The following is a 26,521-nucleotide window of genomic DNA, read 5'->3' on the forward strand; positions in this document are numbered from 1 at the left end:
CACAATACTTAGTAAAATGTGTTTATAAAGACTTTTAACATTATATTTAACTCTAAACAGAGTTGAGTAAAGAGTATATTTTTACAATATCTTCTTTACTCAACTTGCTGGTGGTTATAGAGAAGTGGAAATACCCAGACCCATTCCGAACCTGGAAGTCAAGCACTTCATCGCTGATAATACTGCAGGGTCCCCTTGTGGAAACGTAAGCCGCTGCCAGCTTTGAGTTTTTTACAAGCCTTTACCTAATCTATCCATTTGATAGCTTTGGTAGAGGCTTTTTTTTCTTCTTTTTGATTTGTTACTATAATGTAATTATTTTATTTTAACAATTAATTAGCTAAAATGATGTTTTTTTAAGGATTGGTGTCATTGAATGAAATTAACATATGAAGAGTTAGAACGTAAGGTTGAGATTTTAGAAATTAAATCTAAACTTGTTGATATGTTAGAAATTGAAATTGCCAATAACAGACAATTTTTAGATATTTTACTTGATACGATGCCTAACCCTGTTTTTTACAAAGATATTAATGGGTTATACCAAAAAGCGAATAATGCTTTTGCAAAAGATATTTTTGGTATGTCAAAAGAAGAAATCGTAGGGAAATCATTCTTGGAACTGCCCGAAATCTTTTCTTCAGAATCAGCTAAATATTATGAACAAAAAGACAATGAACTGTTTAATAATCCAGGAACACAAATATATGAGGCAGAAGTGAAATGTTCAGATGGTTGTATTAAAATATTTTATTTTTATAAAGCTACCGTTGAGAATGAGTATAAAGATATTATTGGATTAGTTGGTGTTATGCTGGATGTAACACAATTGAAATTAAATCAAAATATCCTTGATGAAAAGAATAAAGTTTTAAGAAAACTCTCTTATAAAGATTCCCTAACTGGTGTCTATAATAGAAGAAAATTTGATGAATTTTTTCCTGAAAGAATCAAAAGTCCTAAAAGAAAGAACAGTATTTTTAATTTTGCTATTATTGATGTAGACAGCTTTAAATTATATAATGACACGTACGGTCATTATGCGGGGGATAATGTCTTAAAACTCATCGCTGAGACAATCAGCAATAGATTTTCAAGGCAGAGCGATTACCTTTTTAGATTAGGGGGTGAAGAGTTTGGTTTGATATTTGATTCAACGGATGTTGAGTCGGCACAAATATTTGTAGAGATGATTAAAGATGATATAGAAAAACTCAATATTGAGCATACAAAAAATTGTAAATATAATGTTGTTACAATATCTTTAGGATTGGTCAGTATGTATGAGATGATTGATGACGCTAAATATATTTACGAAGAAGCAGACAATTTACTTTATAAAGCAAAAAAAAATGGAAGAAATAAAATTTTTACCAAAGTAGTATAAAAAAAGGGGAAAGAATTAACTTTCCCCTTTTTTATTGGTAATAGTGAACTATTACAGTCTAGATTCGTATCTTCTAAGCATATACAATCTTTTAAGCATTTTTTTCTTAGCGTTAATTTTTTGTTTCTTTCTTTTTTCAGTCATAGGTTCAAAAAATCTTCTTGCTCTTGTTTCAGTAACGATTAGGTTTCTGTCACATTGCTTTTTAAATCTTCTATAAGCTTCGTCGAATGATTCGCTATCTTTAACTTTAATACCTGGCACTATAATCACCCACTTTCGTTTAAATTTGACGCTCATTATATTTAAAATAAACTTAATAACAATTTAACCATATTTTGATATAATCGTCTAATTAAAGAATATTAGGAAAAACATTGAATTTAACACATCTAGATGAAAATAATAGACCTAAAATGGTAGACGTATCTGAAAAAAAAGATACGGCAAGAGTAGCAATAGCTTCTGGACAAATATCTATGTCACAAGAAGCATATGATGCAATTATCAGTAATAATACAAAAAAAGGTCCAGTACTTCAAACGGCAGTTATTGCAGCTATTATGGGTGTTAAGAAAACATCAGAACTAATACCGATGTGCCATCCTTTACTTTTAAGTGGGATTCATTGTGATGTTGAAGAGTTGCCCTCGCTTCCTGGGTTTAAATTGATTGTAACAGCCAAACTTAATGGACAAACCGGTGTTGAAATGGAAGCACTGACGGGTGTTTCTATAGGATTATTGACCATTTATGATATGGTTAAGGCCATTGACAAATCAATGGTCATTTCAAAGGTACAGTTAGAGAGTAAATCGGGGGGCAAAAGTGGAAATTTTAGCAGAGAGATCAAAGGACAATAAAACATATGGTAGATTTAAGTAAAGAAAAATTAAAGCTCGATTATCCTTGCTCTTGGGAGTACAGATTAATCACTTATACAAAAGAGGATGCCCTAAAAGGGATAAAAGAGACCATTTTGGAAAGAGAGTTTACCTTAAAAACCTCTAATGTCAGTACAAAAGGTAAATTTCAAAGTTTTATATTGGAAATAATTGTACATAATGAAGATGATAGAGTAACTATTTATGAGTTATTAGGTAAACATGATGCCATCAAGATGGTTTTATAAGCATATATTTTGTAGAATAATGGCATGAATAGAAGAAAATTTTTACAACTTTTAGCATATGGAGCTGTTACTACCTCTTTGGTAGGGGAAGATTTATTTGCTACAACAACCAGTGATAAAATTTATTATCCTCTTGATTCTTTGAGTACTAAATTAAATCTAAAAGGGAAGAAGGACCTTTTCCTAGATAAAAAGTATGAGAAAAGTTTTTACAGTGTATGTAAAAAACTTAAATTAGTCCAAAGACATGTAGGTTATGGAAATTACAATGTCATCTCATTTGATGATGTAATTAATACTGCCCGATGGTCAAGTAATATTGGTGATTTCACAAGCGATGAGTTGGCTTTTATGGAATACATTTTTTATTACAATCCCGAAGAACATGGTTTCTACGGAGAGCGGACATGTCAAAGTATCACGCATGAAATTAATATGAAAGATATTATCAAAATACCAGGAACGGGGCATTATTTATTTCAAGACAGAACGTTAAAAACATATGAACACATGAAGAATGATATTGGGGAAACAATTGTATTGACTTCAGGTGTACGAAGTGTGATGAAGCAGATGAAATTGTTTCTTGATAAATTAGACAGAAGCGATTTAAATCTTTCAAAAACAGCGGTATCCATCGCACCTCCAGGGTTCTCTTATCATACAGTGGGTGATTTTGATATTGGTAAAAAAGGTTGGGGTTACGACAACTTTACGGCTAGGTTTGCGTTAACTGAAGAGTTTTTTGAAATGAGAAAATTGCCTTATATTGATATGCGATACACTGTAAATAATAAAGATGGAGTAAGATATGAACCTTGGCACATTAAGATTGTTTAAGGTACTTTTACTCTTTTTACTGCTGCAAAATCTCTATGCAAAAGTGGATAAGATCGATTTTAATCTTATCAAAAAAGGACAAGAAGATAATAATACGTTATTGATTGTTGGTGGTATTCAAGGCGATGAACCCGGTGGTTTTATGGCCGCTTCATTGATTACTACACACTATACTATTAAAAAAGGTTCAGTTTGGGTTGTACCCAATTTGAACTTTGATTCTATTATAAAAAGAGCACGAGGTCCATTTGGTGATATGAACCGAAAGTTCGCAAAACTCTCTTCAAATGACCCCGATTATGATGCGATACAAAGAGTAAAAAGTTATATTGAAGAAGATAATGTCAAAATGATTTTAAATTTGCATGACGGCAGTGGCTTTTACAGAAAAAAATTTATTGACAGACTCCACTCTCCGTATCGATGGGGGCAAAGTTCAATTATTGATCAAGTCTCTTTGGATCTTAAAAAGTATGGAAATTTAGAAGAGATTTCCAGAAGAGTGTGCGGGCATGTGAATAGCAACCTTTTACGCGACGAACACGCGTACAGTATGCACAATACCAATACAAGAGCGGGCGATAAAGAGATGGAAAAAACTTTGACCTATTTTGCCATCAATCAAGGAAAAGCTGCTTTTGGAAATGAAGCCAGTAAAGAGTTGCCTGTCGTTGAACGTGCATATTATCATATTCTGGCACTTGAAGAGTATATGAGAGTTATGGGTATAGAGTTTGAAAGAGGTTTTGAGTTGTCTCCAAGAGGTATCCGACAAGCTTTGTATGATGATATTTATATCTCTTTTTATGACAATAAGATTAAATTGCCATTGAGTCAAGTGCGTTCTGAATTGAGATATTTCCCTGTAAAAAAAGATGGGATATTAAATTTTACACCCAGCAATCCGTTAATGACTGTCATTAAAAATGGGGATGATTATGCCATTCATTATGGCAATGTTCGTTTAGCAAACTTATCGCCTGATTATTTAGATATGGAAGAATCAAGTGATGAAATTAAATTTAAAATCGATGATAAAGTGGTCAATGTAAAGTTTGGTGAAATTATCAATGCCAACAGAAATATTTTTATTTTTGATCAAAAAGATTATCGAGTGAATGTCATTGGTTATGTCAATAAAGAGCAAAGAAATGAATCGAATATTAAAATAGACAAAGATGAAATCCCTGAATATTATTCAATTGATAAGCAAGGTGAAATTTACAGAGTAGAGTTTTATAAAGAAGACAAATTCGTAGGAATGGTACTTGTAAAATTTTCAGGCGACTTTTCAGTTGCTTCAAAAAGTGATAATATTACATCAGATAAGATGTAATATTAAATCACCAACTCTTGTTTGATTTTCTCTTGATTGAGTTTTTTACAAGCGGCTTTATAAAGCTCTTGTACTCTTTGTTCATCTGCATTCACTTCAGTGCAAATGGTCTCTATGGCAACTTTTTCTTCCATAGCAACAAACACTTTGAACTCTTTTTTTGTGAATTTCTTTTTAAGCACTTCTTTTAACTCATTTTCCTCTTTTAGAGTTCCTATAAGTTTATCGACAATACATGAAATCGATTGTGTAAAATCCAATTTTTATCCTTTTAATTCAACCACTCTTTGAGTATATCTATATCATTATGACTGGTCATATCTAAATGTATAGGCGTAATTGAAACATAATTTTCCTTTATAGTTTCAAAATCACAAGAAGAATCTTCGCTTTTTTTCCAAATAAGAGGATGAATCCCTATCCAGTAGTACTCTTCTCCTCTTGGATTGACATGTCTTTGTGTGTCATTGCCGTACTCTCTGTAGCCCACTTTTGATATTCTCATCCCCTTACACTCTTCTATACTTGTTTGTGGAATATTGATATTGAGAAATTTTCGTTTGTCTAAAGGAAATGAACCCTCTAAAATTTTTTTAACAATGTCATGAATACTCTTTTTTGCCAAAGCAAAATCCCACCCATTGTTGATGGTATTGTGGTCATTACACACTTGTGAAATGGCGATTGCGGGAACACCTTGTAAAACGGCTTCCATGGCAGCACTGGCTGTTCCACTGTAGGTAATATCTTCTCCCATATTGGAACCAATATTAATGCCACTGACGACCAAATCGGGTTTTTTATCCTCTTTAAAAAGATTGTTCAGCGATACAAATACACAATCAGTAGGTGTGCCATCATCGACTTTGTAAAAGTCGTCATCTACATTGACAAGTCGAAGTGGTCGAGTTAATGTGAGAGAGTGCCCACATGCAGATTTTTCTGTTGCTGGAGCAACGACAGTAATTTTTCCTAAAGGAGATAGCGCTTCGGCTAACGCTTTTAATCCTGCAGATTCATAACCATCATCATTGGTAATTAATATGTGTTTCATAACAGATATACCCCATCTATAGTTTTAATTAACTCTTCAACTTTTGAAGTTACTTTAAATCCTGTTTCCAATTCTATGTCTCCCAGTTTTGATTTTACGGTAATATGTAAGGCTCTTTTTCCTTGATTGTGCGCTATGACTTCAAACAAGTCATACATGATTTGTTCATCATTCCTGTAATTGACCGCAATATGTAATGCAGGCTCTTCTTTGGGAGCATGTTTGGTTTTTAGTTTCTCTTTTCGTGCCTCTTTTAAGGTCTCAATTTTACGTAAATTGATTTTCGTAAATTGTTCATCTTTGGTAATTCTGACTTTAAAAGCAATGGGTTCATTCAAATCAAAATCAGCTCTTAACTCTTTGAGTCTGTCTTCAAACATCATCAATTCAATATTCCCATGTAAATCCATGATGTTGACGATACCAAATTTATTCCCTTTTTTTGACATCTTTTCTGTAATGGTTTCAACTCTTCCAATAAAAAGAGCTTCACTGCCATCGGCTATTTCATCAAGTTGAGAACTGAGTGTGTAGTTAATGCCTTCTAACTGATCTCTGTATTCATCCAAAGGGTGCCCAGAGACATAAAATCCCAAAGAGGCTTTTTCAAATTCAAGAAGTTCTTTGGGTGAATATTCTGGTAAATGTTCAAGTGAAACATCAACTTTGGTTAACTCTTCACTGTCTCCAAATAATGAACCTGTTGCCATTTTTTTAGCAAGTGCAGCTTTTGCAACGGTTTCACCAATAAGTTCAATTTGTTCTAACAAGGCTCTTCTTGAGTAACCAAAAGAGTCGAATGCACCTGCTTTTGCCAAAGATTCTATGACTCTTTTGTTGACTTTACTTCCATCAATCCGAGAGATAAAATCCCCCAAATCTTGAAAAATTCCCCCCTCATTTCTCGCTTTTAAAATGGAGTTAATCGCAACATCTCCTGCCCCTTTAATGGCGCCCATTCCAAACATAACGACCTCTTTGCCCTCTATTTTTGCTGCAGAGAAAACCAAATCCGATTTATTAATATCAGGGGGAAAGAGGTCAAGCCCCAATCGTTTTACTTCATCTACGTATTTAACAACTTTATCGGTATTGTCTTTTTCCAAAGTCAGCAGTGCTGCCATAAACTCCGTAGGATGATATTTCTTTAAATAAGAGGTGTAAAAAGTTACTAAGGCATATGCCGCTGAGTGTGATTTATTAAATCCATACCCCGCAAACTTTACAATCAAATCAAAGAGCTCTTCACAATGCTCTTTTTGATACCCTTTTTTAACACCTCCAAGGGCAAACTCATCTTTAAGTTTGTCCATCTCTTCTTTGATCTTTTTTCCCATGGCTCGTCGAACTAAATCCGCACCACCCAGACTAAATCCACCAATGGTTTGCACAATTTGCATAACTTGTTCTTGATAAACAATAACCCCATAAGTAGGCTCTAAGATAGGTTTTAAAGGGGCTTCAAACTCATCATAAAAGTAATCAATTTTAGCTCGACCATGTTTTCTGTTGATAAAGTCATCAAGCATTCCTGATTCCATTGGACCAGGTCTGTAAAGTGCTAAAACCGCAATGATGTCTTCAAAGTTAGAGGGCTTTAATCGTTTGTTCAAATCTTGCATACCATCGGACTCTATTTGAAACAATCCAATCGTATTTCCTGTTTGAATGAGATCGTAAACTCCTTTGTCATTCACATCGGTGCGAATAAAGTCAATACGTTTTCCATGCCGTCTTTCAATAAGTTTATTGGCCTCTTCAATGACCGTTAGTGTCTTAAGACCTAAGAAGTCAAATTTGATTAAATCGACATCTTCAACATATTTTCCATTGTATTGTGTTGCAAGGGTATCCATTCCACTGGGTTTAAACAAAGGAGTTTTATTCCACAAGGGTTCATTGGAAATTACCACACCCGCTGCATGGGTTCCTGCATTTCTGTTTAAGCCTTCTAAGGCAAGGGCAAATTCCCAAACTCGTGCAGCTTGTGGGTCAGAGTCACAGAGTTCTTTGATTTTTGACTCTTTTTCATAAGAGTTTTTTAAATCAATTCCCAATTCATCGGGAATAAGTTTTGCCATCGCATCGGCTTTGGCATAAGGCATATCCAAAACACGGGCAACATCACGAATAACCCCTTTGGCTAAGAGTTTACCAAAAGTGATGATTTGAGCAACGTTGGCACGCCCATATTGCTCCACAACGTAGTCAATAATCTCTTGACGTCTTGCTTGGCAAAAGTCCATATCGATATCGGGCATTGATACCCGCTCTGGATTTAAAAATCGCTCAAAAAGCAAACCATAGGGCATCGGGTCAATATCGGTAATCATGAGAGAATATGCCACCAAACTTCCTGCAGCAGAACCACGACCTGGACCTACGGGAATACCCATACGTTTTGCCACAATAACGAAGTCCCAAACAATAAGCATATAACCTGGGAATTTCATGTTATTGATAATATCAATTTCTACTTGGAGTCTTTCTTTATACTCTTGATGTTTTGAAGAATCCACAATTTTAAGACGCTCTTCTAAGCCTTTCCAACACTCATGAACAAAAAGAATTTTGTCATTTTCAAGCGAATATTCTTGATTGGGTTCTGGCAAAACCAGATTTGCCTCTTTGGATTTTTCTCGGGTAAATTTAAAGTTTGGAGGAGTTGGATTTCCCAGCTTAATTTCTAAATTACATTTGTCAACAATCTCTTGTGTGGCTTCGATGGCTTCTGGAATATCGGCGTAAAGTTTCGCAATTTGTTCAGGCGATTTCAAATAAAACTCATGCACACTGTGTCTTAGTCTGTTTGGATCGTCATAGAGTTTATTCATAGCAATACACATAAACGCTTCATGCGCTTCGGCATCTTTTTGTTTTAAGTAGTGGGTATCATTGGTTGCAACCACTTTGATGCCAGTCTCATGTGAAATTTTCAGAATTAAATCATCGATAAAATATTGGTCACTGATTCCATGGCGCATGATTTCAAGATAAAAATCATCACCAAAAATTTCTCGATATTCTAAAGCAATCTCTTTGGCACGTTCATACCCTTTGGCACCATTTTTAACATTTCTTTCACTTTGAGTATTTAAATGCCAGTTAATTTCACCTTGAAGGCAAGCAGCTGAGCAGACCAATCCTTCCGCGTTATCTTTTAAAAGTTGTTTATTGATTCTTGGGTAGTAGTAAAATCCATGCATATATGCTTGACTGGATAAAAACATTAAATTTTTATACCCTACTTCATTTTTGGCATATAAACATAAGTGAAATCGTTGTTTGGTTGATTTATCATCAAGGTCTGCACTGTTATGGATATATGCTTCCATACCAATGATGGGTTTAATGCCCTCTTTTCGCATGGTGTTATAGAAATCAATCGTACCAAACATATTTCCATGGTCGGTCATGGCAACACTGGTCATCCCCAGCTCTTTAACTTGTTTGGCTAAAAGTTTGATTTTATTCGCACCGTCAAGCAGTGAATATTCTGTATGTAAATGTAAGTGAGTAAATTGAGGTATTTGAGACATTATAATAATACTTTCTTGATTTTTTAATAGTTGATACTATTATACTATAGAGTCTTTGAAAATACCTTACTTGTTTCTTCATACCCCAATAAGAAAGCTTTTCTTAAATCTTTGAAGCCAAAGAGAGAAAGGGGTGTTAATTGTTCACTGGTGATATTAAATTGCACATGTTTTATGGACGCTTCAAAGGTGTTATACCATGACAGATAAAGCATCCTTTTGAGATTCTCTTTTAAAGAAGAGGGATTGAATGGTGTATAAGGAAAGTGATTAATAGCAATTATTGGAAGGGCACTGTTTGTCAAAACACTCAAGGGTAAATTCTCTTTTACTCCTCCATCAACCAAAAAATAATCTTGGTATGAAATGGGTTTAAACATGGGATATAAAGCACAAGAAGCCACCACAATTGTAATGGCATCGCCTTGAGTAAAAGAGATTAAACGACCACTTTTTATATCTACTGCTGAAACAATCACTTTTTTTGGAAAATCTTCCAGCTTTTCTATGGGAATGATTTTTTTTAATAACCCCGCATTTTGGTCAATTTTGAAAAGTGAACCATTCAAACAATTAAATTGAATGACTTTTCTAAACTCTTTGGAACAAAAAATTTCTAAAAGTTCTTTTGGTTTGACTCCACACGCATAACTTGAAGCAATCACTGCTCCAATGGATGTTCCAGAAAAAAGTTCTATTTCAATGCCTGATTCATCAAAATAGTGTAAACAACCCAATGCAAAAGCACCTCTTGCTGCCCCTCCGCTGATGGCTAACGCATATTTCACTGTTCTAGCCATGTAACAATTTGGAATTCACCCTCAAAGGTTTCTACAATGGCACTGCAGGACTCTACCCAATCACCACAATTGATATACTCAATCGTACCAATCGGACGTATTTCAGCTTTATGAATGTGCCCACAAATAACGCCATCGTAACCTTTATGTAAAGTATGCGATGCTAAAGTTGCTTCAAAATCAGTAATAAATGAGACCGAACTTTTGACATTGTCTTTGACATATTTTGAAAGAGACCAATATTTTTTGATGCCAATGAGGTTTCTAAAATAGTTGATGGTATTATTCAGGTGTAACAACAAATCATATCCATAGTCTCCCAATACTGCCAACCATTTTTTAGTCATGGTGATGGAATCAAAAAAATCTCCATGGGTGACATAATATTTTTTGCCTTTAACTCCTGTATATTCCATCTCATTTTTTATCTCTAAAGAGTCACCCAATAAAAGGGGTACAAAGGGTCTTAAAAATTCATCATGATTGCCAAGAATAAAGGTTACATTGGTTCCTTTGCGGGCTTTTTTTAAGATTTTTTGTATGACATCAGAGTGGGATTGAAGCCAAACAAATTTTCGTTTAATCGCCCAACCATCTATGATATCTCCTACAAGAATAAGATTTTCACTCTCATTGTGTTTAAAAAAATCAATCAAATGGTCTGCTTTTGAGAACCGTGTCCCAAGATGTAAATCGGATATAAATATTGTTCTATATTTCATGCCCAACATTGTATAGAGTAATGATTACAAGATGGCTTCAATGAGAGTTAGGTGAACAGGGAAAGTAAGCTAAAAAGTGATTGAATTTTGACTTAAAACAGCTAATTTCTTAGGAAATATCCTAAGAAATTTAGCAGAACTCTACAAGCAGACCTTTTCTGACCTCTTCAAACTTTTTTTCGCCGGCTAAAATTTTTACAATTTCAAGTGCAAAACACATTGCGGTTCCTGGACCTCTTGAGGTAATGACATTGTCATCAACAACGATTGCTCTTACGGGATGATACCCCTCTTTTCGTATTTTATTTTCGTAACTTGGATAACAGGTATACTCTTTGTTTAACACACCCGCTTTATGCAAAGCATATGGTGCTGCACAGATGGCGCCAATGAGTTTGTCTTTTTTCTTGAACTCTTTTAAAAGAGCTTGAATACTCTTATTTGATGCTAAGTTTTCAGTCCCTTTGGCTCCACCTGGAAGAACAATCATCTCATATTTGGTGGACACAAGAGCATCAATAGTCATATCGGCTTTAAGGGTGATGTTATGTGCCCCTAAAACGTCTAAATTTTCATCCAAAGAGCAAACGGCAACGTCAATGCCTGCTCGTCTGCTTACATCTATAATGGTAATTGCTTCGATCTCTTCAAATCCAGCTGCCAGTGGTACGATTATTTTTGCCAATATTTATCCTTTTATGAACGGTTATTGTATCAAAAGTCAATATAAAAAAATAGCTTTATTTTTACATATTGACTTTTATCTAAGGATTTTTTAAATATGAGATATCCTTTGTTGTTTTTTGACACAGATTTTGAAAAAAGAAGTGACAAATAAGCAACCAGAATGCCATAAAGAAGAAGTGAGTAAAAAGCTTGCTATAAGGATAGCTTGCGCACTCTTTTCAAGAGTTTATAAGCTAATATTAAATAAAATCAAGTAATTTTGTAAAAGGGGAATTAAATGCTTAAATTAATTAAAAACTCTTGCTTGGTTTTGGCTTCAGCGGGACTTCTTTTGTCTTTAAATGCAGAGTCTGTGCAAACGAAAGAGATGCCAGTAATGGATCAGCCAAAAAAAGTTGAAGTACAACCAATGGCAGTTCAAGAGATTGAACTCAAAGAAGAGGTTTTAAAACCTGTAAAAATTGATCCTTCAAGAGATCCAATTGCTGAACGAGAAAACAATAAACTCGAAGCAGCGAAACAACGATTAGAAGTTGCAGCAAATGTTGAAAGAATTGTAACCAATCAAGACTCCTTGGAAGGTACGATTGCCAGCTTAGCAACACAAATGATGCAAAACAAAAAAATGCAATCAAGTAAATCGGTTTTAATCACGTCTTTTGTTCGACTTGATAATTTGAAAGAGACATCTGAGTTTGGAAGAATTGTAAGTGAAAGTTTAATTAACGAACTTTCAAACAGAGGTTTTAACGTCATTGAGTTTCGAGGTCAATTGGGTGTTTCTGTCAATGAAAAAGGTGAATATTTCATCACAAGAGATACAAATAAAATGAAAAACAGCATCGAGAATACGTATGTTGTTGTGGGAACATACTCAAGACAGTATAAAAATATCATGTTAAATGCCAGAGTTATTGACAATACCTCTGGTCAAATCATCTCTACATCTAGAGCAACCTATGCACATGGTTTAAGAAACGATTGTGTCATTTTTAAAGATTGCCAACCACCAAGAAGTATTAAAATAGTTAAAGAATAATTTTCTTATGAAATTTAAGCATAATCCACTTAACAGTTTGAAGTTAGTTATAACTTCAATGCTGTTGTCTGTTCTGCTGAGTGGATGTTTCTACATGAACATTGATGGCTCAAATGATTTTGATAGAATGGTCAATTCTATGGTCGAATCATCATACCGAAAACTCAAAATGAATATTGAAAAAGATGAAGTTGTTTTGGTCTCAGATTTTGTCAATATTGATAAATTGGAAAATAAATCAAAACTGGGATTTTTACTCTCTGAAACATTAAAAGATATACTCTCAAATCAAAATATTATCATTCGTGAAGTTGAATTAACAAAAGATTTTAGAATAGGGCAACATGGATTTAATGTTCTAAGTCGAGATGATAAAAAGATTGATAATAAAATTTATAATGAAAGATTTGCTGTTGTTGGTACTTACTCAATTACCAATAAACGATTGAGAATTTTTATTAAGTTGATTGATATTTATACGGGACACATATTAAGTTCAGCTTCTGCATCTACCATAACGAATTCAGAAATTGAAAAGTTGGATTTTGTACCTAAAGAGAACAGCTACAATATTTATCAACCCATGGTTTTATAATATTTGTTGAACTAAGAACTGTGCTTTCACATCACCTCTGAACTCGTTTTTATTTAAGGAGACGATGAGGTCAATCGAATCTTCTTTAATCATCTCTTTTTCATTAAACATAATCGCTTCAAACATGCACCCTTGAGTATTTAAAAAAAGTTTTAAATGGTTTTTATCTTTACCAAATAAAACAGTGTTAACCACTTGGGCATTGCTGATTTTAAAGACAGGTCTTAAGTTATCTAAGCCATACGGTTCATAATTTTCGATTAAATCAATAAACTCCATATCTACACTGTTAATATCCAACTCACCCAGCGTATCTAACTCAATGTGCAGTGTTTCATTGCATTGGCTGATGGCTTCATTGATTGTTGTTTTAAACGCTTCTAGGTGCTCTTGTTTCAGACTTAATCCAGCGGCATTTTTGTGTCCACCAAAACCTAAAAGCAGATCACTTGCACAAGAGATAATGGTGTGTAAATTGATATCTCCATTGGCTCTGGCACTCCCTTTTGCAATACCTTCATTAATGGAGAAGATGAAAGCGGGCTTTTTGTATTTGCTTGAGAGTTTGGAAGCAACGATTCCAATGACACCTTCGTGCCAATGTTCGCCCCAAACAATGATGGCATTCTCATTTTCATTGACTTCCATTTGGGCTTTTTGGCTGATATCTTCTTGTAAAAGTTTTCGATAGTTATTTAACTCATTTAAGACATCTAAAGCCTCTTTTGCCTCTTTTTGTGTGCTTGAGAGTAAAAAATCTAAAGCAAGCGAAGCATCGTCCATTCTGCCTGCACTGTTGATTTTAGGTGCAATTAAAAAACCAATGTCATCCGAGGTAAAGGCATTTTTTTGCATCACTTCATTGAGCTCTAAAAAAGCAGGTCGTTGACTGGTTTTGATTTTCTTTAACCCATGTTTGACCAAAGTATAATTCAGACTTGTCATGGGCATAATGTCTGCAATAATGGCAACTGACAAGAGATCTAAAAATGAACTCATATCAACATTCAGATTCAGTTCGGTTTTAATGGAAACACAAAAATACCAAGCGACTTGTGCCCCACAAATCTCTTTAAAAGGGAATTGACAATCTTCTTGTTTGGGATTGATGATAGCGGTGGCATAGGGAAGCTCTTCTGGGACAGTATGATGATCCGTAATAATAAGATCAATCTTTTTCTCTTTGAGCAGTTTTGAAGCATTTAACGCAGAAATGCCATTATCCACAGTAATGACCAAACCTTCATCAATGAGATCAATGATTTTAGGTGACAGTCCATATCCGTGTTCAAATCGATTGGGAATAATATGTTTGATGGGATAATGAATTTGTTTGAAAAAGTCAACCATTATAGCGGTTGAAATGACGCCATCCACATCATAATCGCCTACAATAGTGATTTTTTCATTGTTTAAAATGGCTTCTTTAACTCTTGCCGTGGCTTTTTTTATATCTTTAAAACTCTCAGGAGAGGGCATATTGGATAACTTGGCATAAGGATTTTCCTTATGCCGTAAATTAAGAATTTCGCAGAGTTTTGCCTTGGTAATTTTTTGCATTAAAAACTATTTAACAGCCTGCTTTACAAATGCAAGGATAATTGGGTTTGGCGTCTCTAAATGAGAAGTGAATTCAGGGTGAAATTGTACCCCGACAAACCATTTATGATCTTTAAGTTCAACGGCTTCAATTAAACCAGCTGATTCGCCAGAAATAATCATTCCTGCTTTTTCTAAGGCTTCTTTGTAGGTTGGATTGGCTTCATATCTGTGTCGGTGTCTTTCGTAGTATGTCTCTTTATCTCCATACGCTTTTTGCAGTTTTGTCCCTTTTTTAGGTGTGAATGGATACTCTCCTAATCGCATGGTTCCACCCATTGGCGATTCGTGTGTTCTTAATTGTTTGTTTCCACTTTGATCTAAGAATTCATCGATTAAATAGATAAGTGGATTGGGTGTTTCTGTGTCAAACTCAATTGAGTTGGCATCTTTTAAGCCAAGGACATTTCTTGCATACTCAATAACAGCTAACTGCATACCCAAACAAATACCCAAATAAGGAATGTTATTCACACGTGCATACTCAATGGCTTGAAGTTTACCCTCAACGCCTCTGTGTCCAAATCCCCCTGCAACCAAAATGGCATCAGAGTTTTTAATGACTTCGTACGCACCCACATCTTCAATTCTTTCACTGTCACACCAGTTGATATTGACTTTTGTATTTAAGTGTGCCCCTGCGTGAATCAAAGCTTCTGTTAATGATTTGTATGACTCTTTTAAGTCTAAATATTTTCCTACAAAAGCAATGGTGACTTCATCTTGTGGCAAAATAATGTGTTTAACCAAAGTTTCCCATTTCTCCATATTGGGTTTTAAATTGATTCCAAAGTGTTCACAAATTGGTGTTAGAATTCCCTCTTTTAAGAAGTTCATTGGAACTTGATAGATTGATTGAGCATCACCTGCTTCAATAACTGCATTGTTATCAATATCACATGACATGGCCAGTTTTTTCTTTAACTCTTTTGGAAGAGGTCGTTCGCTTCTGCAGACAAGCATGTGTGGAGTAATACCAATTCTTCTTAACTCTTGAACACTGTGTTGTGTTGGTTTTGTTTTAAGTTCACCTGCTGCACTGATATAAGGTACCAGTGTAACGTGAATATTCATTGTGTTTGTTTTTGGAAGTTCATGTCTGATTTCTCGAATCGCTTCCATAAAAGGTAAACCTTCAATATCTCCTACGGTTCCACCTAATTCAACGATTAAAAACTCATAATCACTTCCTGCTGCAAAAATTCTGCTTTTTATCTCATCAACCACATGAGGAACAACTTGAATGGTTTTACCTAAATAGCCACCTTCTCGCTCTCTTTTGATGACACTTTGATAGACTTGTCCTGTTGTGAAATTGTTTTTTGCACTTAATGTTGTATCAATAAATCGTTCATAATTTCCTAAATCTAAATCTGTTTCAGCACCATCGGCTGTAACAAATACTTCTCCATGTTCTAGTGGACTCATTGTTCCTGGATCCACATTTAAATAAGGGTCAATTTTAAGCATGCTTACTCGTTGTCCCGATTGTTTTAAAATGGTTGCGATTGAAGCCGAAGTAATCCCTTTACCTAAAGAACTTAATACGCCACCTGTTACAAATATAAATTTTGTCATTGATTGATACTCCGTGATAATGATTGATAATTATTCCGCGATTATAACGAACACTTAGTTAAGAAGGGGTTAAATTTTTGAAACAATTAAGAAGGATAGTTGGAACAGTCAGAATGATTCAAAGTAGGGGAAACCCTACTTTGACTCTTATTTTTCGATTTTTTTAAGTTTATCTGCTCTTGGATAGATAAATACCAGTTTTCTTAAAACGGTAATTTTTTCAGGATCATCTTGAGCATAAGCTTTAACCATAACGGTAATTGGTGTATCTTTTGTAATATCATTTACAAGGATTTTATCGGTTGAAAGAATAACCACTTTTTTAGCCATTTTTCGTGGGCTGAGTTTAAATGGTGTAAATCTTTTTATCTTAATATCCTCTCTTCCTTCAATTTCAATGGCATAAGTATGCGGTTTTGAATCCGTATTTTGGAACAAGAATAAGAAGTTGTTTGATACTTCATTGTCTTCATTGATGTGATAAAGCTGCGTTGTTTTATTTACATTTAACAGCATGTGCTCTTTTTCTCCACCCATGACAAAAAGTAAAGAGAGAACAATAAACAGCGCAATGGTATACATTACCGTTGATCTTCTGACCACTTTTGTTGGTATACCTTTTAAAACTTGGTTTGTACTTGCCCATTGAACCAATGACTCTTTTCCCAATTTACCCATAACTTTTGTACAGGCATCCACACACTCTAAACAGTTGATACACTCAAGTTGCATCCCTTTTCGAATATCAATGTGCGTAGGACAAACAGTAACACACGCTTCACAGGCGGTACACTCATCTCCCTCTTTTAACTCTTTTGCATCAAAAATAATTTTTTCTTTGTGTTCATTGTAAATATCTCCACCTCTTTTGGTTGAGTATATTGCTTGAACAGTGTTGTCATCATACAGTACTGATTGTACTCTTGAATAAGGGCAGATATATACACAAAAGTCCTCTTTGAGTTTTACAACATCATAAATTAAAAAAGCGGCAATAGAAATTACCATACCAATTAAAAACATATGTTCAGTTGGGTTTTGTAAATAAGCGAAGAAGTCTTCTGGTGGAATAAAGTACCACATAAAATCTGAAGCTGCAATAAACGCTAAAATAGACCAAAGAATAATACCAATAACTTTTTTAGAAGCATTTTGGGCATTTTTATAATCAGGCTCTTTTTGTTTGTTTTTAATTCTTTTAAGTTTTAGAAGGGTACTTTCGATTAAATCTCGGTAGATAACTCTAAAAATAGTTTGTGGACAGGCCCAACCACACCACGCTCTACCACCAATAGCTGTTACTGCAAATATTCCTAAGAACAGTAGCATTAATAAAAATGGCATTAAATACAGTTCTTGCATATCAAATGCAACACCCATCAAATGAAGTTGTTTATTATCAAATGAGAGCAAGAAAATGTGATTTTCATTGATTCTGATAAATGGAACAACTAAAGCAAGGATACTTACCAGTGCATACACGTAGTATCGTTTTATTCTGTAAGGAGTACTTTTTTGAGACTCACAACTTTTCGCATTCTCCATAATTTTCCTTATAATAAGTTAAACTTATAGTTTAACGGTATTTATTTTACGAATTATAAATAAACTTAGCTTATAATAAACATAAATATATATAAGCTATAGTTATAATAATTGAGTTAGTAATCTACAAAAGCCCGAATTAATGGGCATTGAGCTTCGTTGAAATTTCGTACAATATATTTGTTAAATTTTCGTTTGTGAATGTTTTTAGTTGAGGATAATTTGCTACAGTTTGATAGAAATCTTTTAACATATCATCCAATTGAGTTCCTGTGATTATAGGGATACCAAAATGCGTGATAATATCCATCTCTAAGTAAGTTTTATCTTCTCGTTTATAGAACACGGGTTTATTTCCACAAGCTACTGATTCTATACATGCATTAATTGAACCACTTAATAAATATTTTGTATTACTGACCACGTCAATATACTCCTCTTCTTCTAATATAGAACTGAAATAGGGGCTGAGTTTTTTATCATTTCCCAAAAAAAAGTAGTGTCCAAGCAGCAGAGGCAACTCATGTTTTGAACCATTTTCGCACAGTTTTAAAAGCTCATCTTGATAGTCATCATCACCAAAAAAAAAGGCTTTTTCATACTTTGTTACAGAGGTATTGGCGTTGAGAAGTCTGTTGTTAACGAATGTTTTTGGAATATCTTCACCTATTTTGTACAACAACGAACAAAAATCACGCATATGTTTTTCCATGACATCATTTGTTTCATCACTGTCATAAATCAAAATATCTCCCCGTTGCATCATATTAGGTAAGTTTGACAACAAATCGACACTCACATATTTTTTAATGCCCAACTCCTCTTTGGCGTATGCTCCTGCTCGAAAATCACTGGTGCATAAAATGGGGTCAAATTCTTCTAATAAAGAGGCCACTGCTGCGCATCGTCTGGTGGCATCCAAACCAATGCTGTGTCCGCTTTTTGAATATAAATAGAGTTTCATAAAAATACCTTCATAAAGAGTTTTGAAAGAATTTTAGTTAAATGTTATAAAGGAGGCCTTAAAAGAGTAAGCCAATGTTAATTCTTTAATGCAGTTTTTTTCGCTTTGTTTCTTTTTTCTTCTAACTCTTTTAGAACTTGTTCTATGGTTTTAACTTTTTGAGGCAAAATACCCAATCTCTCTAAATCGGATGCAATGTCTGATGATAGGTCAACAAAACTCTCTTCGCTGCCCCCTAAAATTTGATACTCTTTTCGATATATGATGGAGTCATTTGAAAGCATTTTGATTTGATTTATTTTTGTACGGATATCACTCTTGTCCCAATCTTTACTGATATTTTCGATGTCATATAGGTGAATATTGACAAGTTGTCCAAACATGATAGGAAATTCATTCGTACATGTATAAATCAAAGGTGCAAGGAGCAATACTCTTTTGGGTTTATCTGTTTTATTAAGATAATTCAGTTTGATTTCTCTTGCGAGCAGTTCTGCTTGCAAAGTGTTCTTTTTCCCCATCATCTCTACGAATTCTCGATGCTTTTTTCTGCATTCATTCAGATTCTGGTAATTGGTGTATTGGATTCTTCCATTGCCACTGCTGGTTAAGATTACTACATCGGTTAAAATTTGTTTGTACTCTTTTTTGGAATCTAATTTATTGATATTATGGAGAGTAATGCTTGAACAACCTGTTAAAAAAAATAGCACCATTAAAAAAGGAATGGACTTTACCAATCTTTTTTGAGTGTTGTACAAATTAAAATTTCGTTTATTCAGTATTGTATTCTTCATTATTTGACCTCAGAACGGTTTTTTCTTTTTATTATCAATGTTTGATAATAATTTTATTCTATCAAAAAAATATCCTATCTACAAGCTTTTTTGTTTATTTTATTTTTTTAATAACAAATTTCTTTTGATTTTTTGAAGCCATATGTTGAAGTAGGTTTTTTATAAAAATTGCGTCAGCCCCATATAAAAAAGCGTTCCTAAACAGATGGAGACTAAATAGTTATTGAATTTAATATGTAAAAAAGCCGTAACAAAAATGGCGCTAAACTCTTTTAATCCATAGAGTTCATTTTTGAAATCTATATTTGAAAGTGTATAAAATATTAAAATGGTCATAATAATAGGTGGAAAGCTTTTTTCAATAAAAAGTAAAAATGCAGGGGGTTCTTTGTGGGTAAAAAATATAAAAGGTATGACTCGTGTGATAAAATTAGCAACACTCATAATGAGTACGGCAGTAAGAATGTGGGCATCAACCATTGCGTTCCAACCCTTTTTTGAATAAAAACATTCCCAACAGTGCAAAAACAATTGCACATATCAGCAGATTATTAAGAGGTACAGATATAAAAGCGAGTAAAGAAGCCACTCCCCCAATAATAAAAGGCAATACATTTTTGTTGGCTTTATATTGTTCTAAGGACAAAACCACAAACAGTGCCGTTAATGAAAACTCTAACCCATTGGTATTAAACTCGATAAAAGAGCCAAAAAGTGTACCTAAAAGTGTGCCCATAACCCAATATGATTGATTCAATAGTGTCAAATAAAAATAGTAGTATTTTTGTTTTAATTGGGGATTCTCTTTAAGTGTTGTCAATAAAGCATAGGTTTCATCGGTCAAACCAAAAATCAAATAGTGTTTTAATGTTTTGGTATTTTTGAATTTTTTTAAGACTGACAAACCATAAAAAGATTGTCGAATATTCAGAAAAATTGAGGTGATAAAAATATCCAAAAAACCAAGTTTGCTACTGAAAAATGTTAGGCTTAAAAACTGTAACGCTCCTGCATAAATAAACAGAGACATCAGCAATGCAAGATACCAAGGATAGTGAAAACTCACCACCAATAATCCAAATGCAAACCCCAGTACCGTGTACCCCATCATAATAGGAAGAGACACCTTAAAAGCAGCCAAAAACTCTTTTTTATGCAACATAAAACACCAAAGGGAACTATTCGGTTTTATCGTTGGGTTTTTGCATTCGCAAATTGATATACAAATGCAACACATCGATTGCAGCAGGGGTAATTCCTGAAATTTCGCTGGCGTTAAAAAGGGTGGGTGGATTGAACTTTTTAAACTTTTCAATCGCTTCGTTTGAAAGTCCAGGGATTTTTGTGTAGTCAAAATCTTCTGGGATTTTCATTTTAAGCATTTTTTTCATTTTATCAATCTGTTTTTTTTGCTTTTCAACATATCGGTAATATTTCGCTTCAATGATGATTTGCTCTTTTAAATAGGGGTCCACATCTTTTAAGCTGGGTACGAGGGCATCAAATTTTGCATTGTCAATGGTGCTTCTTCCTACAATATCTACAAGAAGGGCACGGTCATTGATTTTCTCTTCGCCGATGGATTCAAGCAGTTGCAAATTCTCTTTTTTTGAAGTAATCCATTGCTCTTTTAAAAACTCAATGGCATCGTTGATGGTTTTCTCTTTGAATTTGACTTTTTCCATTGTTGCATCGTCAATTAAGCCCAAGGCGTGTCCATAGGCTGAAAGTCGTATATCGGCACCTTCTTCTCGTAAAAGCAGTCGGTATTCCGCTCGTGAGGTAAACATTCGGTAAGGTTCACTTGTCCCTTTAGTAACCAAATCATCAATTAAAACCCCAATATAGGCTTCGTCACGTCGCAGTATAAAAGGTTCTTTACCATCAATACTCAATGCGGCATTGATTCCTGCCATTAAGCCTTGTGCTGCCGCTTCTTCATACCCTGTGGTAGCATTGATTTGTCCTGCATGGTAGAGGTTTTTAACTTTTTTGGTTTCAAGTGTGTGTTTTAACTCAGTTGGATCAACATAGTCATACTCAATGGCGTACCCATATCGAACAATTTTGGCGTTTTCTAACCCTTTGATGGAGTGAATCATTGTTTTTTGTACATCAATAGGCAATGAAGTACTTAAGCCATTGATGTAGTATTCTGTTAACATGGCTGTTTGTGGCTCTAAAAAGAGTTGGTGACGGTCACGTTCGCTGAATCGATTCACTTTGTCTTCAATACTTGGGCAATATCGTGGACCACTCCCTTTGATTTGTCCCGTAAAAAGTGGGGCTCGGTCAAAGTTACTTGAAATGGTTGAGTGTGTCCCTAAATTGGTATAAGTAATGTAACACGGGTGTTGTTTTGGGTGAAATGTTTCTTTATTGGTTCTAAAAGAAAATGGTGTGGGTTTTTCATCGCCACCGTGTGCATCCATGACGCTAAAATCAATTGAATTGGCATCGAGTCTTGCAGGTGTTCCTGTTTTGAGTCGCCCTACATTTAAACCCAACTCTTTTAATTGAGTCGATAGAGTTGATGAGGGCAATTCCCATGCTCGACCTGCATCATAGGTGTTTTGTCCAATGTGAATAAGCCCTTTCATAAACGTACCTGTCGTTAAGATGACTTTTTTTGATTCAAATATTTCACCCAGTTTGGTTTTGACACCACACACGCTTAACTCTTCTGAGGTTTCATCCATAAGTAAAGCACTCACTTCGTCTTGGTACACTTCTAAATTGGGCGTATTGTGGCACACTTTTCTCATGTAAGTTCGGTATTTATCCATGTCAATTTGCGCACGGCTTCCTTGAACAGCTGCCCCTTTGCTGGCATTTAATACTCTAAATTGAATACCTGCATGATCCGTACATAAACCCATCTCACCACCAAGGGCATCGAGTTCTCGTACTAAGTGACCTTTAGCCAGTCCTCCAATGGCAGGGTTACAACTTGCAGCACCAATTTGTTCAACAAGCATGGTAATCAGAAGTGTTTTTTTACCCATTCGTGCAGCACTTAAAGCAGCTTCAATTCCTGAATGTCCTGCTCCGACTACAATTACATCATATTTCATTTTGTCTCCGTAAAAATTGTTAACGTATAGTTATTATTTAGTTGCATTAAAAAGTATTTAGCATAGATTTGTTTATATTTAAAATTGGCTTCTCAATAATTTTTCGCTATTATACCAAATGTTTTGGAATGTACCAAATGTTTCTTAAAGGATTTATGTGTTTACCGGATTAATTAGAGAAATGGCTGAAGTTTTAAGCTTAAAAAACAGTTTTTTAACACTCAAAGCCAAATATACTCCAAAAATTGGAGATTCAATTGCTGTTAATGGTGCTTGTCTTACGGTTGTAAGAGTAGCAAGTGGTACATTTACCGTTGAACTTTCACCCGAATCACAAAAAATTCTTGCCATGGAAAACTACAAAGGTCAAGTCCATATCGAACCTGCAATGATGATGGGTGACCGATTTGAAGGACACATTGTCCAAGGGCATGTGGATTGTTTGGGCACAATTAAAAGCATCAAAAGCAACGGAAATTCAACCGATTATACAGTGAGTTTGCCCAAAGAGTTTTCTCAATATATTATCCCTAAAGGTTCCGTTTGTATTGATGGTGTTTCTTTGACCATTAATGAAGTTCTCCAGAGTGCTTTTAGATTGACCATAATCCCTCATACCATTGAAAATACCCTCTTTAGAAACTATAAAGTAGGCACTAAAGTCAATTTGGAGACGGATATGTTTGCGCGCTATATTTACAACATGTTTAATCCACATAAAAATGATTTATCGTGGGACAAAGTCGAATCGATGATGTCGAAATATTAAAGAGGTTTTTTGGTTGTTTCTGCTGTAGGTTGTTGAGTAAGGGCTTGTTCTGGTTTACTGTAAATATGAAAATACTGTTTTTTAAAGGTGTTAGAATAAGGTAAAACTGTGGCTTCTTGTATGTCTGCCATTTTTTTTATGCTGACAACTCTTCCCACTTTTAACCCCAGAAAAAAGATATTATCCATACCCGAAGTAATCACTTCATCTCCCACATTGATATTGACCCAAATGGGTACATATTTTATCGTAATGAATTGGCTGTTGCTGTTTTGATGTGTAATACCTGGTGCTCTGTTTTCACCAATAAATACAGCGTAATTGCACTTTTCATTTCCGTTTAACAGCGCCATTGCATGACCCGATTGATTGATTACAATACCCGCACTGTAATCGCCATCAATAAGTGCTTCAATTTTATCATCTGTTTTAGGAATATCTAACCAAACTTTTGTGAAGTCATTGAGTTTTACATACGACAAAACTTTTGCTAAGGTTACGCTCTCTTGAAGATTTTTTACAGAAGTAATGCCATTTTCTATCTCTAAAAGTTGAGAGTGAGCACTGGTATAGAGTGAGCGATATTTGACCAACTCTTCATTTTCAGTAGCGAGTCGTTCAATGGTCGTAATTTGTTTAAAATATTTTTCTATCATCTCTTGCGTGGTGATAACTTTCTCAATATATTTCGTTTTAAGCGTATTGATAATGGGAAAACTGTCCGACAGCAGTCTATCTTTTTTAAAGATATAGACTACTGTGATAAGAAGAAGGATAAATAGAAACGCGAGTTTATTCATTAGAGATTAATTTTAATAACTCATCTTGATTTAATACTTGACTTGTTCCATAAGCAACTGCTAAAAGAGGCTCATCAGCAACATGTACAGGAAGTTTAATGATGTCAGCTAAATAGGTATCTAATCCTCGAATTAAAGCTCCACCACCTGTTAAGACAACACCGTTGTCAACAACGTCTCCTGCTAAATCAGGTGGCATGTCCTCTAAGACATTTCTTACTGCAGTTGCAATCTCTTTAAGCGGTTCTTTAATGGCTGAACGAACACCTTCGCTTCCCAATTCAATGGTAGATAAAAGACCAGAGTTGTCTCTTCCTTTGACTTTGATTTTTAGTTCAACGTCAAGTTTAACGGCTGTACCAATCTCTATTTTGATATTTTCTGCCGTTCTTTCCCCAATATAAAGGTTGTAGTTTTGTCTGACATAATCAATGATTGATTTGTCAAATTTATCCCCTGCAACTTTGATAGATTTACTTAAAACCAATCCACCCAAAGAGGTTACTCCAATTTCAGTTGTACCACCACCAATATCAACGACAACATAACCATCTGGATCTGATACAGGAATCCCAGCACCAATTGCCGCTGCCATAGGTTCTTCTACAAGAAATACTTCCCGTGCTCCAGCACTTAATGCCGATTCTTTTACGGCTTTTCTTTCCACTTGAGTAATACCGTGAGGAATACAGATAATAATTCTTGGTCGAATAAACGATTTTCTTGAGTGTGCTTTTTCAATGAAGTATCGAATCATTCTCTCTGTCATTTCAAAGTCAGCAATAACCCCATCTTTCATTGGTCGTACCGCTTGAATATTTAAAGGGGTTTTACCAATCATTTGTTTGGCTTCTTGACCCACTGCTAAAATTTTATCAACACCATATCTGTCATGTTGCACTGCAACAACAGATGGTTCATTTATAATAATTCCTTTTCCCTTAACAGAAACGATTGTATTGGCAGTACCTAAATCAATCGCCATGTCATTTGAGAAAAACCCGATAATCTTGTCTAAAAACATTTTATTCCTTCCTTATCCAACTTTTGGTTCTTTGAGTTTTAACACAACATCTTTTGATATAGTAATAGCTTTACCTTTATATGTTGGTAAATCGTACATAATATCAAGCATAATATCTTCTAAAATTGAACGCAATCCTCTTGCCCCCGTTTTTCGCTCTAAAGCAAGTTTTGCAATCTCTTTGAGTGCTAATTTCTCAAATTTAAGTTCAACTTCATCCATTTTAAATAGCTTTTTGTATTGTTTGATGAGAGCATTTTTAGGCTCACTTAAAATATGCACCATGTCATCTTCTGTGATTTCATTGAGTGTTGCAATCATATGAAGTCTTCCAATAAGTTCTGGAATAAGACCATATTTTACCAAATCATCTGGCTCGACAAAAGTGATTAAATCTTTTTCATCTTTTTTACTTTTTTTCGCTTGTCCAAATCCTAAGATATTTCCACCTTGTCGTTTTTGGATGATATCATTAAGACCATCAAAAGCGCCCCCACAAATAAACAAAATATTGGTGGTATCGACTTGAATGGCATCTTGACCAGGGTGTTTCCGTCCCCCTTTAGGTGGGACATTAACCACACTTCCTTCGATGATTTTAAGCATCGCTTGTTGTACCCCTTCACCCGATACATCTCGTGTGATTGATCGGTTTTCACTCATTCGTGCAACTTTATCAATCTCATCAATAAAAATAATTCCTTGTTCCGCTTTTTTTACATCGCCATTGGCCGCTTGTAAAAGTCGTGTGACCACGTTTTCAACGTCATCACCCACATATCCTGCTTCGGTTAAACTTGTCGCATCGGCAATGGCCAAAGGTACGTCAAGATATTTGGCAATGGTTTGTGCTAAAAGCGTTTTACCGCTTCCAGTAGGTCCAATTAACAGCACATTTGATTTGTTAATTTCTGTGTCATCGTTTTTATCTTCTGCTTTGAAGAAGATTCTTTTATAGTGGTTATATACAGCAACCGCTAAAACTTTTTTTGCTCGGTTTTGACCAATGACGTAGTCATCTAAAATGGCTTTAAGTTCACTGGGTTTAAGAAGAGTTTTCTCTTCTTTAGTTCCATGAACCATTTCAGCATTCTCTTCTTCAATGGTGGTAATGCCGTGCATTATATTGTGAGCTGCATTGACACAAGCTTGGCAAATACAAGCTTTATCTCCCGAAATGATTGGGTTTTCGCTGCTGTCTTTAGCGCCACAAAAATCGCATATTAAATTTTCCATAGGT

General features: G+C 34.7%; 26 protein-coding genes and 1 rRNA gene. 9 read left to right on the top strand and 18 right to left on the bottom strand.

Annotated features, from left to right (window positions below; genetic code table 11):
- Positions 1 to 106 precede the first annotated feature (106 nt).
- A 5S ribosomal RNA gene (gene rrf / locus ACNI3C_RS04745) occupies positions 107 to 222 on the top strand.
- A 154-nt stretch (positions 223 to 376) separates the two neighbouring features.
- Positions 377 to 1,387, top strand: coding sequence for a GGDEF domain-containing protein (locus ACNI3C_RS04750; protein ID WP_419771103.1), 1,011 nt, complete (start codon positions 377 to 379; stop codon positions 1,385 to 1,387).
- A gap of 51 nt (positions 1,388 to 1,438) precedes the next feature.
- On the opposite strand, the gene rpsU is transcribed toward ACNI3C_RS04750, so the two are convergent.
- Entirely contained in the window at positions 1,439 to 1,651 is a 213-nt protein-coding gene (rpsU, locus tag ACNI3C_RS04755; protein ID WP_013136837.1) for a 30S ribosomal protein S21, read from the bottom strand.
- A gap of 113 nt (positions 1,652 to 1,764) precedes the next feature.
- Here rpsU and moaC point away from each other — a divergent pair, with 113 nt between their 5' ends.
- From moaC to ACNI3C_RS04775, 4 genes are read left to right on the top strand one after another with little or no spacing between them, the layout of a single operon-like run.
- The gene (moaC, locus tag ACNI3C_RS04760; protein ID WP_419771104.1) at positions 1,765 to 2,250 is read left to right on the top strand and encodes a cyclic pyranopterin monophosphate synthase MoaC; all 486 of its coding nucleotides are present in this window, start codon (positions 1,765 to 1,767) and stop codon (positions 2,248 to 2,250) included.
- 5 nt (positions 2,251 to 2,255) lie between these two features.
- Positions 2,256 to 2,519 carry an HP0495 family protein gene (locus tag ACNI3C_RS04765; RefSeq protein ID WP_419771105.1) on the top strand — a complete coding sequence of 88 codons (264 nt, stop codon included), beginning with the start codon at positions 2,256 to 2,258 and terminating at the stop codon, positions 2,517 to 2,519.
- 24 nt (positions 2,520 to 2,543) lie between these two features.
- Positions 2,544 to 3,359 carry a D-alanyl-D-alanine carboxypeptidase family protein gene (locus ACNI3C_RS04770; protein WP_419771106.1) on the top strand — a complete coding sequence of 272 codons (816 nt, stop codon included), beginning with the start codon at positions 2,544 to 2,546 and terminating at the stop codon, positions 3,357 to 3,359.
- Complete coding sequence (locus ACNI3C_RS04775; RefSeq protein ID WP_419771107.1) at positions 3,331 to 4,695, top strand: M14 family metallopeptidase; 1,365 nt, start codon at positions 3,331 to 3,333, stop codon at positions 4,693 to 4,695. Before ACNI3C_RS04770 ends, ACNI3C_RS04775 begins: the two co-directional genes overlap by 29 nt.
- Before the next feature lie 2 nt (positions 4,696 to 4,697).
- Here the strand turns inward: ACNI3C_RS04775 and ACNI3C_RS04780 are convergent, their stop codons facing one another.
- From ACNI3C_RS04780 to ACNI3C_RS04805, 6 genes are all read right to left on the bottom strand, one after another.
- Positions 4,698 to 4,955 (bottom strand): hypothetical protein, encoded by a 258-nt coding sequence (locus ACNI3C_RS04780; RefSeq protein WP_419771108.1) that lies wholly within the window; start codon positions 4,953 to 4,955, stop codon positions 4,698 to 4,700.
- 11 nt (positions 4,956 to 4,966) lie between these two features.
- Positions 4,967 to 5,749: a 5'/3'-nucleotidase SurE gene (gene surE, locus ACNI3C_RS04785; RefSeq protein WP_419771109.1), complete on the bottom strand. Its 783-nt coding sequence runs from the start codon at positions 5,747 to 5,749 to the stop codon at positions 4,967 to 4,969.
- Entirely contained in the window at positions 5,746 to 9,288 is a 3,543-nt protein-coding gene (gene dnaE, locus ACNI3C_RS04790) for a DNA polymerase III subunit alpha (RefSeq protein WP_419771110.1), read from the bottom strand. Before dnaE ends, surE begins: the two co-directional genes overlap by 4 nt.
- Before the next feature lie 44 nt (positions 9,289 to 9,332).
- Entirely contained in the window at positions 9,333 to 10,076 is a 744-nt protein-coding gene (locus tag ACNI3C_RS04795; protein ID WP_419771111.1) for a patatin-like phospholipase family protein, read from the bottom strand.
- Positions 10,073 to 10,810 carry a UDP-2,3-diacylglucosamine diphosphatase gene (locus tag ACNI3C_RS04800; protein WP_419771112.1) on the bottom strand — a complete coding sequence of 246 codons (738 nt, stop codon included), beginning with the start codon at positions 10,808 to 10,810 and terminating at the stop codon, positions 10,073 to 10,075. The genes ACNI3C_RS04795 and ACNI3C_RS04800 overlap by 4 nt, the downstream gene beginning before the upstream one ends.
- A 130-nt stretch (positions 10,811 to 10,940) precedes the next feature.
- The gene (locus ACNI3C_RS04805; protein WP_419771113.1) at positions 10,941 to 11,495 is read right to left on the bottom strand and encodes a DJ-1 family glyoxalase III; all 555 of its coding nucleotides are present in this window, start codon (positions 11,493 to 11,495) and stop codon (positions 10,941 to 10,943) included.
- A gap of 279 nt (positions 11,496 to 11,774) precedes the next feature.
- On the opposite strand from ACNI3C_RS04805, the gene ACNI3C_RS04810 reads away from it, so the two are divergent.
- Together ACNI3C_RS04810 and ACNI3C_RS04815 are read left to right on the top strand one after the other, a co-directional pair.
- Positions 11,775 to 12,536 carry a FlgO family outer membrane protein gene (locus ACNI3C_RS04810; protein WP_419771114.1) on the top strand — a complete coding sequence of 254 codons (762 nt, stop codon included), beginning with the start codon at positions 11,775 to 11,777 and terminating at the stop codon, positions 12,534 to 12,536.
- A gap of 7 nt (positions 12,537 to 12,543) precedes the next feature.
- Complete coding sequence (locus tag ACNI3C_RS04815; RefSeq protein WP_419771115.1) at positions 12,544 to 13,131, top strand: FlgO family outer membrane protein; 588 nt, start codon at positions 12,544 to 12,546, stop codon at positions 13,129 to 13,131.
- On the opposite strand, the gene recJ is transcribed toward ACNI3C_RS04815, so the two are convergent.
- From recJ to mnmG, 8 genes are all read right to left on the bottom strand, one after another.
- Positions 13,126 to 14,691, bottom strand: a complete 1,566-nt coding sequence (gene recJ / locus ACNI3C_RS04820) for a single-stranded-DNA-specific exonuclease RecJ (RefSeq protein ID WP_419771116.1) — start codon at positions 14,689 to 14,691, stop codon at positions 13,126 to 13,128. The two genes, ACNI3C_RS04815 and recJ, sit on opposite strands and share 6 nt — an antisense overlap.
- A gap of 6 nt (positions 14,692 to 14,697) precedes the next feature.
- The gene (gene pyrG, locus ACNI3C_RS04825; protein WP_419771117.1) at positions 14,698 to 16,308 is read right to left on the bottom strand and encodes a CTP synthase; all 1,611 of its coding nucleotides are present in this window, start codon (positions 16,306 to 16,308) and stop codon (positions 14,698 to 14,700) included.
- Positions 16,309 to 16,455: 147 nt separating this feature from the next.
- Positions 16,456 to 17,853, bottom strand: a complete 1,398-nt coding sequence (gene ccoG / locus ACNI3C_RS04830; protein ID WP_419771118.1) for a cytochrome c oxidase accessory protein CcoG — start codon at positions 17,851 to 17,853, stop codon at positions 16,456 to 16,458.
- 139 nt (positions 17,854 to 17,992) lie between these two features.
- Positions 17,993 to 18,817: a hypothetical protein gene (locus ACNI3C_RS04835; RefSeq protein WP_419771119.1), complete on the bottom strand. Its 825-nt coding sequence runs from the start codon at positions 18,815 to 18,817 to the stop codon at positions 17,993 to 17,995.
- Between the two features lie 77 nt (positions 18,818 to 18,894).
- On the bottom strand, positions 18,895 to 19,614 hold the full coding sequence (locus tag ACNI3C_RS04840; protein ID WP_419771120.1) for a hypothetical protein: 720 nt from the start codon (positions 19,612 to 19,614) through the stop codon (positions 18,895 to 18,897).
- A 159-nt stretch (positions 19,615 to 19,773) separates the two neighbouring features.
- Positions 19,774 to 20,094 (bottom strand): branched-chain amino acid transporter permease, encoded by a 321-nt coding sequence (locus ACNI3C_RS04845; protein WP_419771121.1) that lies wholly within the window; start codon positions 20,092 to 20,094, stop codon positions 19,774 to 19,776.
- Positions 20,087 to 20,776, bottom strand: coding sequence for an AzlC family ABC transporter permease (locus ACNI3C_RS04850; RefSeq protein ID WP_419771122.1), 690 nt, complete (start codon positions 20,774 to 20,776; stop codon positions 20,087 to 20,089). Before ACNI3C_RS04850 ends, ACNI3C_RS04845 begins: the two co-directional genes overlap by 8 nt.
- A gap of 16 nt (positions 20,777 to 20,792) precedes the next feature.
- On the bottom strand, positions 20,793 to 22,688 hold the full coding sequence (gene mnmG, locus ACNI3C_RS04855; protein WP_419771123.1) for a tRNA uridine-5-carboxymethylaminomethyl(34) synthesis enzyme MnmG: 1,896 nt from the start codon (positions 22,686 to 22,688) through the stop codon (positions 20,793 to 20,795).
- Positions 22,689 to 22,845: 157 nt separating this feature from the next.
- On the opposite strand from mnmG, the gene ACNI3C_RS04860 reads away from it, so the two are divergent.
- Entirely contained in the window at positions 22,846 to 23,457 is a 612-nt protein-coding gene (locus tag ACNI3C_RS04860; RefSeq protein ID WP_419771124.1) for a riboflavin synthase, read from the top strand.
- Here the strand turns inward: ACNI3C_RS04860 and mreC are convergent.
- Genes mreC through clpX form a run of 3 tightly spaced genes read right to left on the bottom strand, consistent with a single transcriptional unit; the run spans position 23,454 to position 26,517 of the window.
- A complete protein-coding gene (gene mreC, locus ACNI3C_RS04865) occupies positions 23,454 to 24,257 on the bottom strand; it encodes a rod shape-determining protein MreC (RefSeq protein ID WP_419771125.1) in 804 nt (267 codons plus the stop codon). The genes ACNI3C_RS04860 and mreC overlap by 4 nt on opposite strands.
- Complete coding sequence (locus tag ACNI3C_RS04870) at positions 24,250 to 25,281, bottom strand: rod shape-determining protein (protein WP_419771126.1); 1,032 nt, start codon at positions 25,279 to 25,281, stop codon at positions 24,250 to 24,252. The genes mreC and ACNI3C_RS04870 overlap by 8 nt, the downstream gene beginning before the upstream one ends.
- Positions 25,282 to 25,293: 12 nt before the next feature.
- A complete protein-coding gene (gene clpX, locus ACNI3C_RS04875; RefSeq protein ID WP_419771127.1) occupies positions 25,294 to 26,517 on the bottom strand; it encodes an ATP-dependent Clp protease ATP-binding subunit ClpX in 1,224 nt (407 codons plus the stop codon).
- Positions 26,518 to 26,521 lie beyond the last annotated feature (4 nt).

Source organism: Marinarcus sediminis (SeqCode) (assembly GCF_048571275.1).
Lineage (GTDB): Bacteria > Campylobacterota > Campylobacteria > Campylobacterales > Arcobacteraceae > Marinarcus > Marinarcus sediminis.